This window comes from bacterium, assembly GCA_020444325.1.
Taxonomy (GTDB): domain Bacteria; phylum Bacteroidota; class Ignavibacteria; order SZUA-365; family SZUA-365; genus BM516.
This window is the reverse complement of the sequence record JAHLLD010000002.1, coordinates 384388-398511: the sequence shown is the minus strand read 5'-3', so window position 1 is coordinate 398511 and position 14124 is coordinate 384388. Positions and strand designations below refer to the sequence as shown.

Below are 14124 nucleotides of genomic sequence, written 5' to 3'. Positions count from 1 at the left end.
GACAATATGCGCCTACGCTACATTCTTCTTGGCCTGCTCCTGATCAGCGGCTGCTCGGATACCCCGAACGATCCGGTCGGCAACAAGCCGCCGGAAACATATCTCTCCCTGCAGCCGGATGGCGAACTCCGTACAACCACCAGCAGGCAGCATATCCACTGGTGGGGCGACGATCCCGATGGCTTCGTCGCCGGCTATTTCATCAGCTTCGACAATGTCGAATGGTCCTTCACCACACGCAATGACAGCGTCTTCGCCCTCTCGCTGTCCGGAAGCGACACCACGTACAGCTTCTACGTGCGGGCCGTTGACGATCAGGGGAATGCGCGTTACGATGCCGACGGGCCTTACGGTCCCGAGCCCTTCACCGACGAAAACGGGAACGGGGTATGGGATGACGGGGAAGCGTTTATCGATCTCGGGCTGGTCGATCCGACTCCCGCCGACCTCGACTACCCGATACAGAACTCTCCGCCGGTAGTGGAATTCCGGCAGGGTTCCGACGTGCCCGACACCACTTTCACGGTCGCGACCTTCGCCTGGCTGGGAACGGATCTGGACGGGGATGAAACGATACAGGCGTACATGTATGCCCTGAACGATACGCTCGACCCGGCCTCATGGCGCATGCTGCCCCGCAGCACGACCTTTCTCACCCTTTTCGAGAAAGACGGTCTCGTCGAGGGAGATAATGTGTTCTATCTCAAGGCAGTGGACATCGCAGGTACGGAGAGCCGGATCATCCGCATGCCGGATACATCGCGAAGCTGGTATGTCAAGAAACCGCGCACCGACTTGCTGATTGTGGACGACTACAAGCCCACGGACAATGCGGCTGGTTTCTATGCTTCGCTGACCGATACGCTGTTCGGCGGACGCTTTCGTAACGCGGATGTACTGGACATCAAGGCGGGGGCGAACACGACAACCAGAGGGATTTTCCTGCCTCCCTATATCAATCCGACCTTCATCGAAACGCTGAAACTTTTCCGCTATGTGATCTGGTACGGTGACAACACCCCGACGCTCGACGTGGCGCAGGTGGCGCTCCCGGAATACCAGAACAGCGGCGGCAACGTCATCTTCACTTCCGCCTTTCCTGAAGCCGCAATCGATCCGCGCGGTGGCATAACCGACTTCGCTCCGGTTGACAGCATCAGTCCGCTGGCCATTTCTTTTATCGCGAAAGGTGTCCGTGTGTTGCCCGACAGTGAATCTCCCGGCTATCCAGCTCTCGTCCGTGACGAGGGCGGCGTACCCGTCGCTTTCATTCGCGAACTGTACCGCAAGATCAACGCGCGCAATTTCTACCGCTTCGAGGAGAGTTCACGCTGGGAAGGCCAGCCAGTTGTGGCCGTACGCAGCGGAGACAGCCGGTTCATGCTCTTCGGCATTCCGCTTCACCGTTTCGACGGGGAAGGATCTGTCGGCTCTCTCATCTACCTGATATTCAGAAACGAATTTGGGTTGCAGTAAATGACAACCAGAATGATAGTACCGCTTCTCCTGCTGCTGCTGTTTTCGACGTCGCTGGCGCAGGCGCAGAAGGCGACCATCAAGGGAACGATCAAGGACTCCCGCACCGGTGAAACGCTTATCGGTGTCAACGTGCTCGTCAAGGGTACGTACTACGGTGCGGCGACGGACGTCAACGGGAAGTATGTCATACGCGACATGAATCCCGGAGAGTACACCCTCGTCATCTCGCTGATCGGCTACAAGAAAATTCAGCAGACAGGTGTCGATGTTGCAGAGGGACAGACGAAGACGCTGGATTTTGAAATGGAGGAAACCATCCTCACGATGGATGAAGCCGTGGTGATCATCGGTGAGAAACCGCTGATGGACATTGAGGAAACGGCCAGTTCGCGGACGGTGACCGCCGAGGATATCGAAGTCGCCGTGATTGAAAATGTGACGGACGTCGTGGCACAGCAGACCGGCGTGGTGAAATCCGATGAGGGAATTCACATCCGCGGTGGACGCGCGTATGAGAACGCCTTCCTCCTCGACGGCATTTCCGTACAGGATCCCCTTGCAGGAACCGGCTTTGGCCTGCAGCTCAGCGCCGCTTCCATCCAGGAACTGGAAGTGATCACAGGCGGGTTCAATGCGGAGTACGGGCAGGCCACGTCCGGCGTGGTCAATGTCACCACAAAGGATGCGACCGACCGCTACACGTTTTATCTCTCGCACAAGCGCGACAACCTGGGTTTCAACAGCGACAGCCGTTCGAACTGGAACACCGACATCAGCGAACTGTCGCTCGGCGGACCCGAACCGCTGACGTCCTTTCTCCTCCCTTCGATGGGCATTGACCTCCCCGGCACCATTTCCCTCTTCGGGAACATGTACGCCGGATTCTCCGACAACTTTACCCGGCTCACTCCCATCATTCGCGGCGGTCAGCCCACTGGCGACTACAGGGAAATTACTGCGGGGCAGCTGTATTCGAGCACGTTCGGCGGCACGCGCTTCGCTCCGCGGCAGGACAACAACTGGTTCTGGCTCGGCAAAATCACCTGGGCCTTCTCCCCCACCATGAAGCTGCGGTATTCGTATAACCAGTCCGTCAGCATCAATCAGAATTCCCAGTCCCTGCAGACCAACCTCGAGTACGTCGAACCGAGTCCGGGCTATCAGTATGAATTCCAGAACATCCTCGACGGCGCGAACACCTACACGCACAACACGGTTTTCCACACGCTGAGCTGGACGCATACGCTGAACAGCCAGTCCTTCTACGAACTGAAACTCAGCCGTTTCTATACGAACCTGCGTGCGGATGCGAACGGGAAAGACTGGACGCAGTACGAGGAACCGAAAGACCTGATCACCTTCCCGGTCGAGTACTACAATAAGGACACGGATTATGTCGGTGTGATCCCAGGTGACGGATTCTGGGATACGGGAAACGGCTTCACCTGGCACGATCATTACGTCGCCAATTACACGGTAAAAGCCGATTTCACCAGCAACCTGTCGGAGCAGAACAAGTTCAAGGCAGGACTCGACGTTACCTGGGGTGAAATGCAGGTGGTGGATATTTACAAGCCCTGGCTCGGCGATCTCGGACTCAACAATGACATCTACAATGTTCATCCGGCCTACGGTGCGATGTACGCGCAGGACAACGTCAACTTCAGCGGTATGATCCTGAATTTCGGTCTGCGGCTGGACTGGTGGATGCCCGGTAAATTCGTCGATGACGCGGTGGCCAATCCCGAGGTCATCACCATCCCTGATGACGTACGCGCATCGTATATGGAAAACACCTTCGGATTGTTCGGTCGCCGTTTCAAGGCGCGTATCAGTCCCCGTCTCGGCATATCGCATCCCATCTCCGACAATCAGACACTGTTCTTTTCCTACGGCCACTTCACCAAGCGTCCCCGTCCCCAGTTCGTTTACGCCAAGCTGAACCCCGTCAGTGCGAAATCCACCTTCCAGAAATTCGGCAATCCCGACCTGGATCCGGAAACCACTGTCGCGTACGAGCTCGGCCTGCGCAACCAGTTCACCGAAGACGACGTGCTCACACTGACGGCGTATTACAAGGACATCTTCGATTACGTCAGCACGAAGTCGGCGAAGATCCCGAGTTCGCGCTTTTCCGGCGGTTCTTTCATCACGTATATCAACCAGGATTACGCCCGCACGCGCGGTGTGGAGGTGGAGTACAAGAAACGCATTGGACGCTGGTTCCGCGGCACGGCCAGCTTCGCCTACAGCATCGCAACCGGCAAGAGTTCTTCTCCCGACGAAGGCGCACTCGTGCAGCGCGGTGATCTCGAGGAATCGATCAAGGAAAACTACCTGATCTGGGATCGTCCCCTGCAGGCTTCCGTGAGCGCAAGTTTCTACATTCCCCCCGGCAATGATCCTCTTGGAATCGGACTGCTCGAGGATCTGAATTTCTACTTCCGTGCTTTCTTCCAGAGCGGCAAACGCTACACGCCGGAACTTCTCATTGGCTATGATCCCAATACCGGTCGTCCCGTGTATGAGCGTGATCGCACGAACCTGTACGGAGATGTCGGTGAAAACTGGTTCTATCTCGATGTGAACATCGAGAAGCATATCATGCTGGCAGGACTCGACCTCGGCATCCTTGTGGAAATCACGAACATACTCGGGAATGAGAATTCCACCATCATCAATCCTGTGACGGGACGCGCGTACGAGTACGGCGATCCCACCCCTGGCGGTTATAACGATCCGCTTTACCCGGATCTGCAGGCCCCGCTCAATCCGTATCCTTACAATCCCGCGCGGTATCTTGCTCCGCGCAATATTCGCGCAGGAATTTCCATCAAGCTATGACAGGCACAAAACATATCACGCTGAGAACGCTTCTGCTCGTCCTGCTGCTTACCGCAGTGATAACGGGCAGCGCGCAGGCCCAGCTGATTCCGCTGCTCGGCGGACAGCGTGCGGGCATATCCTCGCTGCAATTCCTGAAAATCGGTACCGGCGCCCGTGCGGTGGGCATGGCGGAATCGTTCATCGCCGTTGCGGACGACGCATCGTCCCTCCATTACAATCCCGCGGGCATGGTGCAGTGTGAAGGACATGAACTGATGTTCTCGCACACCTCCTGGGTGGTGGATTTGCAGCACGAATTCGTCGCAGGTATCTACCGGCTCTCGCCGGGAGATGCTGTTGGTGTTTCCTTCACTTCCCTGCATACCGAAGACATGGAAGTGCGTACGGAAACGCAGCCCTTCGGTACAGGACGGTACTTCACTTACGGTGACATTGCGATCGGGCTCTCCTACGCCCGGCAGCTCACCTCACAGTTCTCGTTCGGCGCCACTGTCCGCTACGTCGAGGAAACCATCGACGTCCTCAAGACGCGTGCCGTGATGATCGATCTCGGAACGTATTACTGGACGGGACTCGGCAGCACGCGATTCTCTGTTGCCGTTTCCAACTTCGGGAACAACGTTGCGCCGGAGGGAACGGTGGATCTCCCGCATGGCGAAGAGGTCTCCTCATTCCAGGAATTCTCACCCCCTACGATGTTCCGCATCGGTTTTGCCTTCGAGCCCGTCGAAGACGACGTAAACCGTCTGACGGCTTCGGCACAGCTCAACCATCCGAACGATAACAGCGAGAACCTTGCGCTCGGGTTCGAGTACGCCTGGAACGAACTGTTCTTCGTCCGTGCCGGCTACAAGCTCAATGTTGACGAAGAGGGACTCACCGCAGGCGCGGGCATCAACGCTCCCATCGGTTTCGGCCGGGGCGGAGTGGATTACGCCTACGCGGACTTCGGCCGTCTTGGCGGCGTGCATCGCATCACTGTACGACTGGGATTCTGACCATGATCAGCCTACGCAAATCCATACAGACTTTGACCGCATGTGTGGCAGCGACCCTGCTACTCAGCGCATGCGGTGATACGTTCGATTCCGCCGACCTCGGCGCGACAGCCCCGCAGGAAACATACGGCGACACCAGCTACGTGCTGCAGCAGCCGATATGGACGGGCTTCGACGAACCTGTCGACGTGCTTCTCGGACGCGAGCCCTTCATTTATGTCGCCGAGCGCGGTGCAGGACAAATCACCATGATGGATCTCTCCGGCAGCACGATCGGGAGTTCCGCTTTCATTCAGCGTCCCACAGCCCTGGCGCAGGACTACCGGCTCGACCTGCTGGTGTGCGGCGAATTCGACACCACGATTGGCGGCACTTCTGCAACCTTTGGTGCCATTTACCGCATCAAACTCGTTGATGCCGGACATAACATCCCGCAGGCACGTGTTGAGCGAGTGTACTTCGATCCGCTCAATCCTGACAGGCGCTTTACCGGCGTCGCCGTACTCGTTGATAACAGCTATTACGTGACGCGCACCGGGCCGAACAACACCAGCCTCGTCGATCCTGACGACGCGGTGATGCTGTTTGACAAAAACGACAATCTGCGGCCACGCGTCGAATGGCCCGGACTCTCGGTCGATGGGACAGGACTCGCGACACTTACCGTCCCGACCTCCATTTCAACGTTCCCACGTATTACTACGGATTTCATCTTCACACAGATGGGTGAGCAATCGCTGTTCCGCACGCAGTGGATCACACAGCGCACGACAGGCGATGTCACACAGTGGGAATCGTATTATACGCCAGCGCGTGATGGTGAAATTGACTTCCTGCGGGTGAGTCTCTTCTCCCGTCCCGAAGATGTGACGGTTGACGATGCGGGCAATATGTACATTATCGATGCCGGACTCGATTCCCTTTTCCGCTTCAATCCCTCCGGTTTCATCACGCAGGCATTCGGCGGCGCGGAACAGTTCTCGCATCCTGAGGGCGTGGCGCATTTTGATCGGACATTGTATATCGCGGATACGGGCAACGACCGCATTCTCCGCTTCGTACTTTCCACCGATCTCGAGTAACGTCTATACCCTTCCCTGAATTGCAAAACGTGCCGCTGCGGTCAGTCCGCGGCGGCACGTTTCATTTTATGACTCCTGTAGTATCGCTCAGCCAGTCCCGAGCGGCAGCAGATCAATGGGCTGATCGGCGAAGAGCAGGAACATGACCACGTACAGAAGGATGGATACGACGAAGCCGTACATGAATACGTTGTAGGATACACGCAGATGGTGGTATTTACGTCCCAGCACCTGTCCGAGGTAATAGAAATCCCGGATCATGCTCCCGTAGAGGTAATCTTTGTCCTTCAGCATTTCACGCATGCCCCATTCAAAATCATCAACGGGCACATTGTAGAAATTTCCGAAAAACAGCAGGTTCGCCCGCTTCTGTTCGATATCCTCCCGCGTAAACATGCCGCTGGTGACCTTGGGGCGCGAGGCCAGCACCGCATAGACAATGGTTGTCAGGCAGACGGCCAGGAAAAGGAATGTGGGGACGGCCATGTAGGGATTGGTATCGAGTTTCCGGAACAGCACGCTGATGATGACCGAGATGACCAACGCATTGATACTGATCATAATGTTGGCCTTGCTGTCGACCATGGAGCTGAAGCTAACGTGATTGCGTGAGGTGATGCGGAACATCGTCTCCACGCCGCGATCACCTTTCCCGAGTATTTCCTTCACCCCTGCTGCCTGGTTGCTTCCGGACTGTTTGTCCTTCTTTTTCTTTTTTCCTTTCGGAGCCAGAGAAGCAAAATCAACGTCTTCCCCACGCTCCACTGCAGCCAGGCCTGTTTTCACCGTAGCCAGGTTTTTATCCAGTCGGTCCTGGTATTCGGCTCTGGCGTAGTCAGTATAAAACGTGCGTCCTTCAAGAAATGTGACCTGCTTCCGCAGCCATTCCTCTTCGCTGAATTCCTGTTTTGCGACGGCGGCCAGTTCCTGTCGCAGCAGCTGTGCACGGCTCCAGAATCGTTTCCTCCCGATGTGCAGGAGATCCGCGTCACAGATCACTTTTTCCTGAAGCGTCGTGGGAGCGACGTCGAGTTCAGTGACGAGGATGCAGTTTCGAACAGCCGCGATCGCATCACGATCATACTGCCGCTTCTTTAGAAAGCGTTCAGCGAAATCTGCACTTGCCTGTTCGTGATGCGTGTACACCTCGGTGATGCCCGTGTCGTGAAACCAGGCGGCGAGGACGACGACTTCCAGATCCTGGCCCTGCAGCCCGCTCGCCTCACCGATTTCCACCACGGCCTCGACCACCTCAGCGGTGTGCGCAAAGTTGTGAAAGCTGTAATCCTTCCCGAGGTGTTTCGTGAAATGCTTGAACACGTGGGAAGAAGCCTGTTCCGTCAGAGAGACATGTTCTTCGGCCATGGGAGACGCTCCGTTGTCGCGGGTTGCTATGATTGGAAAATAGTCCTTGCCTGCATGCAATTCAATCCTGCGGTCCATCATCTCCAGGCAATCGCGTATAATCACGATCCTTCAGGTATGCGTAAAATGCCGTCTGCGCACGAGCAGTCTCCGCATGCGCATCGGCGAAGAAGTAACTGTTCTGCTGTTCCGGATCGATGAGACGCGCCTTGGTGTCGTCGCTGAGCTGCGCATCCAGCATCGCATGCAGGTCCGCCATCAGGGCCGGATCCTTTACCGGGAAGGCGACTTCGATGCGCCGGTTGAGATTGCGCCGCATCATGTCGGCGGAGGCGAGAAACACTTCCTCCTCCCCGTCATTGTGGAACTGGTACACCCGGGCATGCTCCAGATAACGATCGACGATACTGCGGGCGACGATGTTCTCGCTCACGCCGTCCATCGACGGGACGAGGCAGCAGATACCGCGAACAATCAGCGTGACCTGCACACCGGCGCGCGATGCCCGGTAGAGCCGGCGGATGATTTTCGGATCCTCCAGGCTGTTCATCTTCATCAGAATGGACGCGGGACGCCCTTCTTTCGCGTGTGCGATTTCGCGTTCGATGCGCCGGTTGATCTCTTTGCGGAGATTGAACTGGGCAACAAGCAGGTGAGAGAACTCATATCCTACGCGCCGTTTGGAGAGAATATCGAATACGGCGGCGGCTTCCTTTCCCGTTTCCTTGTCCGCGGTGAAGTAGCCGTGGTCGCAGTAAAGTCCTGCCGTCTTCTCGTTGAAATTTCCCGTGCCGAGATACACGTAATGGCGTTTCTTCTTCCCTTCCCGCCGCACGATATGGTACATCTTGGCATGGACTTTCAATCCCGGGATGCTGTACATGACGTTGGCACCGGCTTCCTTGAGCCGCTCCGACCAGAAAATGTTCGCTTCCTCGTCGAAACGGGCCTTGATTTCCATGAATACGTTGACCCGCTTGCCCTGACGTGCGGCATCCATCAGCGCATTTCCAATAGCGGAATGCGAGGCGATGCGATAGAGGGTGATGGAGATCTGCTCCACCGCTTCATCCCGCGCAGCTTCTTCGAGAAAGCGCACTACGGGATCGAACTGCATGTAGGGAAAATGCAGCAAATGGTCGCGCTCCCGCACGGCATCGAAGAGCGATGTGGCCTGCGCGAAGGGCAGGTATTCGAGTGCGGGCAGCTCCTCGTCCTTCACCTCCGCACCGAGAGGGTTCGGGAAGGAAAAGAAGTCGTGGAAATTGTGATACCGTCCACCGGGAAACAGATCTTCCTTTTTCAGTCCATAATGCTTGCGTACCCTGCGCAGCAGGGCATCGGGCATGCCGGGATCGTACAGGAAGCGCGCGGGAACGCCAGTCTCGCGTTTGGAAAGTGCATGCTGAATTTTCTTGACGATATCGCCCGAGAACTCGTCTTCGATGCGCAGATCCGCATCCCTGTTCAGCTTCACCGACCACGCACCGTCCACTTCCCAGTCTTCAAATACCACCGGAAGATTCATCCTGATGACATCATCGAGGAACATGTATGCATGCGTCCCGTCCTCGGTCGGAAGCGGCACGAACCGCGGCAGGGTGTCGGTGGGAATTGTCACACAGCCCGTTACCTCGGCGTCCTCGCCACTCAACGGCTTGAGAGACACCAGCATGTACAGCGCGCGGTTGCGGAGGAAATCATCTTTCCTGCGCATACCCAGTATGTGCGCATCGAGAAAGGGCCTGACATTTTCCCGGAAATAACTGCGAATGGTCAGCAGCTGCTGCTCGCCGACTTCCTCTTCGGTCAGCAGCTGCACGCCGCGCGAGCGCAGGTGGCCGAGCAGCTCCTGGAAAATGCGTCCGAACTCTTCCTGCTGATGGTCGATACGGGTATACAGCTCTCCGAGCAGCGCCGCAGGATCGAGCTCGAGCTCTTCGCGTTTCTTTTTCGCGAGCGACATCAGGCTACGGATACCCGCGATACGCACGCGGAAAAATTCATCGAGATTGGATGAATAAATGGCGAGGAATTTCAAACGCTCGTAAAGAGGGACGCGATCATCGGCGGCTTCCTGAAGGACCCTGCCATTGAAGGCTACCCAGCTGAGCTCCCTGTCGTAAAGGGGATATTCTTTCATGGTTCCTGTCTTGGATGATGATCAGGTATGTTTTTTCGGATACTCAAAATATTCAATCGTGCCTTCACGGTCATCGACCGCACTCCACGTTTCCGCCTCGAATCGCACGCAGACGATACCGCAGGTGGGGAGATTGTCTTCTTCAAACCCTGCCAGCCGGTTCGCAAGCATCATCATGCCGGGATTGTGTCCGACAATCATGGCTGTCTCCGCAGAGTCGGGGAGCTGTTGAACGATGGTTTTCAACTGGCGGTCGCCTGCGCCATACATGTGCTCGTCTGTCTCGATATGATCGAGATCGTAGCCGAGTCCTTCCGCCAACAGGCGTGCGGTGGTGAGCGCACGGTTTGCGGGACTGCAGCGGATGTAATCCGGTTTCACACCACGCTCCTTGAGAACGGCAGCCATCACCGGGGCATCCCGGTGACCGCGCTTGTTGAGCGGCCGCTCGAAGTCGGTCAGAAACTCCTGCTTCCAGCTGGATTTTGCATGTCGTACGATAAACAACGTTTTCACTGTCGCTCCAGGATTAAAAGTAAACTTGCACTGATACGCCCTGAGGGGAGAGGCCGAGATTCCAGTCTGGTCTTCCCTTCTTCTTCATTCTCTCTTCCTCGCGGTGCACGGCGAATTTCGCCGCGGTGTAACCGATAACGGCCCCGAGAAAGACATCCGATGCCCAGTGATGATCCTGGTACCATCGTCCCAGTCCGACACCCGCCGCGGCACCGTAAAGAAGTACCGACGCCGCCCAGTGATCGATACGGGAAGCGAGCACGGTCGCGATGGAAAATGCCACATTGGTATGTCCCGAAGGAATGGACTGCTGGTTGCTGTCGGTCTGACCGGGATTGAATTCATACGCACCGAGGTGACCGGAGGGACGGCTGCGTCCTGCACTGACCGCGACAACATACCAGGTAATGCCACTGTAGATCAACGACTGGAGGAGAAGTCGCCCCGTCACGCGCACTTCTTCCCACCCACCAAGCCACCCTGTGAGATATGTCGCACCCGCTGCAATTTCCATGGTCGGCAGATGTCCGCCACGATCAAAGGTTCTCGCGACATCCAGTGTCGCTGTGTTCTGATTGCTTCTGGGGATTTCCTGCCAGGTCTCATCACCGAGCATCAATCCGCCGGTTACTCCCAGAACGCCCCCGGCGTAAATCCAGTCGTGTGAATCAAACGACAGCGGTGCCAGGATGTAGGCGAGACCGTCCTGCCCAAGAATGCGCAGGTCGTCAGTGAACACATCAATCATCCCTTTCTCAGAGATTTGCGAACTGTCTGAGAATGAAGTGGACGGTGCATGCTGCGCATCTGCGGAAGACATCCCGGACAGCAGCAAGACCGTCAACAGACCGATGCGACAAACGATGTGGCAGGAACGCGTACGGAAACGAGAACGCATACGGAAACGTGCTATTGATAAATGCTATATGGCAAAATAGACCTTTGCGGAGAGATCTGAAAAACAAAAACGAAAAATCGCTTCATTCAGCGTAAAATCGTGCATCTGTCCTTCCTGTCATGTATTTTACCCGGGCAACACTTCATGAGCCGCATAGACCACGAACCCAGGAGTTCGGACATGAGACGAGTCAGCATCCCCGCAGGTATCGTCCTATTTACTCTTGCATCCCTGCTGTATTCTGCCGTTCCATCACTTGCGCAGTCCCCCGGCGCCAACACGGGTGTGGCAGCTTCCGACACTGTCGTGGCGGGACCCGAGTACGCAGCCGGTAGCTTACATCGTTTCTTTTTCGGTGATCTCTGGCGCGATGCATGGACGGCGCCTGTGCGCATGCCATACCTCGACCTGGCATCGTATGGTGGTGGGCTCACTCCCCTCCATCGCGGCGGAGGGATGCAGACAGCTTCACTGCGGCTGAAGGGCGGCGACGGACGCGAATACAAATTCAGGTCGCTCAACAAGGATCCTTCGAAAACGCTCGAGGAAAAGCTGCGTGACACCTTCGTCGACGACATCCTGCAGGACCTCATCAGCACGGCGCATCCCTACGGAGCACTTGCGGCTTCACCGATCCTGAAATCTACCGGTACGCTGCATGCACCACCGACACTCTGCATCATGCCTGACAGTCCTGCACTCGGTGAGTTCAGAAAAGAATTCGGTGGCATGCCCGGGATGATCGAACTGCATCCGGACGAAATCGACAAAGAGCGCGGCTTCGCCGGATCAGACAAAGTCGTGGGTACGTTTTCCCTGCTCGACAAAGTGCAGCACGATACCGAAGACCGCGTGCAAAGCGTTGAATTCCTCAAGGCGCGCATCATCGATATTTTCATGGGTGACTGGGACCGGCATACCGATCAGTGGCGCTGGGCGCGATACGAAGAAGGAGAACTCGACTGGTGGTACCCCATTCCGCGAGACAGGGATCAGGCGTTCTGTCAGTACGACGGACTCATCCCGTGGCTCGCAACCGTTCTCATCCCGCAGCTTGAATCCTGTGACGAAGATTATCCGGGCATGCAGTATCTCACATACAGCGGCAGGCATCTCGACCGGCGCTTCCTGAGCGGCGTCCCCTGGTCTGCCTACGATTCGCTTGTCACGTACCTCCTCCCGCTGCTCAGTGACGAGGTGCTGCAGGAGTCCATCGATGCATTTCCAAAAGGCCTGCCGGAAGAAGGTGGCAATGTGCTGTATCATCGCCTGCAGTCACGCCGGGCGCAGCTTCGCGATGCGATACGGGATTATTACGAGGTACTGGCACTGGACGTCGATATCTACGGGAGCGATGAAGATGAGATGCTCGAGGTCACGCGTCATGCAGACGGCAGCGTTGAAGTCATTGGCCGCAGCAGGAATAAACTCGAGCGCCCCCCGTTCTTCCACCGCTCGTTCTTCCCCGATGAGACCTCGGAACTGCGCATTTATCTCGAAGGCGGCGACGATGTGGCCATTGTTCGGGGACACGCACCGCGCGGCATTATTGTGCGCGTAATCGGAGGACACGGACGCGACACTTTCATCGACAGTTCACGCGTGGGAGCGCTCCCCTTGTTCCGCAGCCAGACCTGTTTCTATGACCATGGCGACAATTCGTCCTTTACCTATGGTTCCGGAACCCTCATTGACCGCACGCATGTCAGGGAGGCGAAAACGAAAGAGGAACGCTACGAACCCCCACAACGCGACTGGGGTTGGGAATTACTTCCCGGTGTCATGGCTGGCTACAACGACGATCTTGGCATCCTGATCGGGGGCGGACCAGTGTTCACACGCTACGGATTCCGCAGCGATCCCTACGACTACCGGCTGAGTCTGCTTGCAGGCTTCGCCCCGCTTGAAATGCTGGGCAAGGCAGAGCTCACCGCCGATTTCCGCCGTGTGATTGCAGGACACAGTTTCACGCTTTCCGCCGGATACTCCGGCTACGAAGTTTTGAATTTCTTCGGTCTCGGAAACAGAACGAAAGTGGATCGGGGTGCTGAATACAGTTACGCGGTCAAGCAGACACAGCTGCATTTCAGTCCCGCTGTGCATTTTTTCCTCAGCAAGTATGTAACACTTTCGGCGGGCTTTGGCTTCCGCTATGTCACCAACGACCGGGATGACGAAACCCTCTATCTGTCTCTCGTCGAACCGTTGGGAACGGAAAACACATCCCTGGCTCACGTGGAAGCCGGCCTGTGCTACGACAGCAGGGACAGTGAAGCCTGGCCTTCATCCGGCGTTTTCTCCGATGTACGTGTGCGCTACTACCCTGCGATGCTCGACCTGGTCTCACGCTTTGAAACGGTGAATGCTGACCTGCGTGCCTATCTGCCGGTGGATTTCATCACCGAGTGGACGCTGGCCTTCCGTGCGGGCGGACAGTATAATCACGGGAAACATCCGTTCTTCGAGTCTGCGTTTCTCGGTGGACTCTCTTCAGCTCGCGGGTATGAGCTCAATCGCTTCGCGGGCGATGCTGCGATGTACGGTGGCGTCGAATGGCGGGGTCTTCTCGGAAACAGCTCTTTCATCGTCCCAACGGATATAGGCGCACTGCTATTCGTGGAGACAGGACGCGTATTCCTCGAAGAGGAGCAGAACCACGATATCTGGCATCCCTCCTGGGGCGGCGGATTGTGGTTCGCACCTGTCCATCGCGCATACACCTTCAGTGCCTCGATAGGACTCTCCCATGAGACCACGCGTCTCGATGTCGCAGCCGGCTTCGCGTTCTGATGCGCG

The 14124-nt window shown here is 56.6% G+C and carries 9 protein-coding genes; 5 read left to right on the top strand and 4 right to left on the bottom strand.

Going from position 1 to position 14124, the window contains the following annotated elements; all coding sequences use genetic code 11:
* Nucleotides 1-6: 6 nt before the first annotated feature.
* The 4 genes from KQI65_04400 to KQI65_04385 are packed head-to-tail and all read left to right on the top strand — an operon-like array spanning nucleotide 7 to nucleotide 6406.
* Nucleotides 7-1476 carry a hypothetical protein gene (locus tag KQI65_04400; protein ID MCB2203966.1) on the top strand — a complete coding sequence of 490 codons (1470 nt, stop codon included), beginning with the start codon at nucleotides 7-9 and terminating at the stop codon, nucleotides 1474-1476.
* A gap of 12 nt (nucleotides 1477-1488) precedes the next feature.
* Entirely contained in the window at nucleotides 1489-4323 is a 2835-nt protein-coding gene (locus tag KQI65_04395; GenBank protein MCB2203965.1) for a TonB-dependent receptor, read from the top strand.
* Nucleotides 4320-5324, top strand: coding sequence for a PorV/PorQ family protein (locus KQI65_04390; protein ID MCB2203964.1), 1005 nt, complete (start codon nucleotides 4320-4322; stop codon nucleotides 5322-5324). The genes KQI65_04395 and KQI65_04390 overlap by 4 nt, the downstream gene beginning before the upstream one ends.
* Before the next feature lie 2 nt (nucleotides 5325-5326).
* Entirely contained in the window at nucleotides 5327-6406 is a 1080-nt protein-coding gene (locus KQI65_04385) for a hypothetical protein (GenBank protein MCB2203963.1), read from the top strand.
* Between the two features lie 87 nt (nucleotides 6407-6493).
* Here KQI65_04385 and KQI65_04380 read toward each other — a convergent pair whose 3' ends face one another.
* From KQI65_04380 to KQI65_04365, 4 genes are all read right to left on the bottom strand, one after another.
* Nucleotides 6494-7771, bottom strand: a complete 1278-nt coding sequence (locus tag KQI65_04380) for an HD domain-containing protein (GenBank protein MCB2203962.1) — start codon at nucleotides 7769-7771, stop codon at nucleotides 6494-6496.
* 61 nt (nucleotides 7772-7832) lie between these two features.
* On the bottom strand, nucleotides 7833-9914 hold the full coding sequence (gene ppk1, locus KQI65_04375) for a polyphosphate kinase 1 (GenBank protein MCB2203961.1): 2082 nt from the start codon (nucleotides 9912-9914) through the stop codon (nucleotides 7833-7835).
* A gap of 21 nt (nucleotides 9915-9935) precedes the next feature.
* A complete protein-coding gene (locus KQI65_04370; protein ID MCB2203960.1) occupies nucleotides 9936-10430 on the bottom strand; it encodes a histidine phosphatase family protein in 495 nt (164 codons plus the stop codon).
* Between the two features lie 13 nt (nucleotides 10431-10443).
* The gene (locus tag KQI65_04365; GenBank protein MCB2203959.1) at nucleotides 10444-11178 is read right to left on the bottom strand and encodes a phosphatase PAP2 family protein; all 735 of its coding nucleotides are present in this window, start codon (nucleotides 11176-11178) and stop codon (nucleotides 10444-10446) included.
* A gap of 330 nt (nucleotides 11179-11508) precedes the next feature.
* Here KQI65_04365 and KQI65_04360 point away from each other — a divergent pair, with 330 nt between their 5' ends.
* Nucleotides 11509-14118, top strand: coding sequence for an outer membrane protein assembly factor (locus KQI65_04360; GenBank protein MCB2203958.1), 2610 nt, complete (start codon nucleotides 11509-11511; stop codon nucleotides 14116-14118).
* The last annotated feature ends 6 nt before the right edge of the window (nucleotides 14119-14124 follow it).

Coding starts and splice junctions, on each gene's coding strand:
- KQI65_04400 (MCB2203966.1), top strand. CDS start 7: ATGCGCCTACGCTACATTCTTCTTGGCCTGCTCCTGATCAGCGGCTGC.
- KQI65_04395 (MCB2203965.1), top strand. CDS start 1,489: ATGATAGTACCGCTTCTCCTGCTGCTGCTGTTTTCGACGTCGCTGGCG.
- KQI65_04390 (MCB2203964.1), top strand. CDS start 4,320: ATGACAGGCACAAAACATATCACGCTGAGAACGCTTCTGCTCGTCCTG.
- KQI65_04385 (MCB2203963.1), top strand. CDS start 5,327: ATGATCAGCCTACGCAAATCCATACAGACTTTGACCGCATGTGTGGCA.
- KQI65_04380 (MCB2203962.1), bottom strand. CDS start 7,771: ATGGCCGAAGAACATGTCTCTCTGACGGAACAGGCTTCTTCCCACGTG.
- ppk1 (MCB2203961.1), bottom strand. CDS start 9,914: ATGAAAGAATATCCCCTTTACGACAGGGAGCTCAGCTGGGTAGCCTTC.
- KQI65_04365 (MCB2203959.1), bottom strand. CDS start 11,178: ATGATTGATGTGTTCACTGACGACCTGCGCATTCTTGGGCAGGACGGT.
- KQI65_04360 (MCB2203958.1), top strand. CDS start 11,509: ATGAGACGAGTCAGCATCCCCGCAGGTATCGTCCTATTTACTCTTGCA.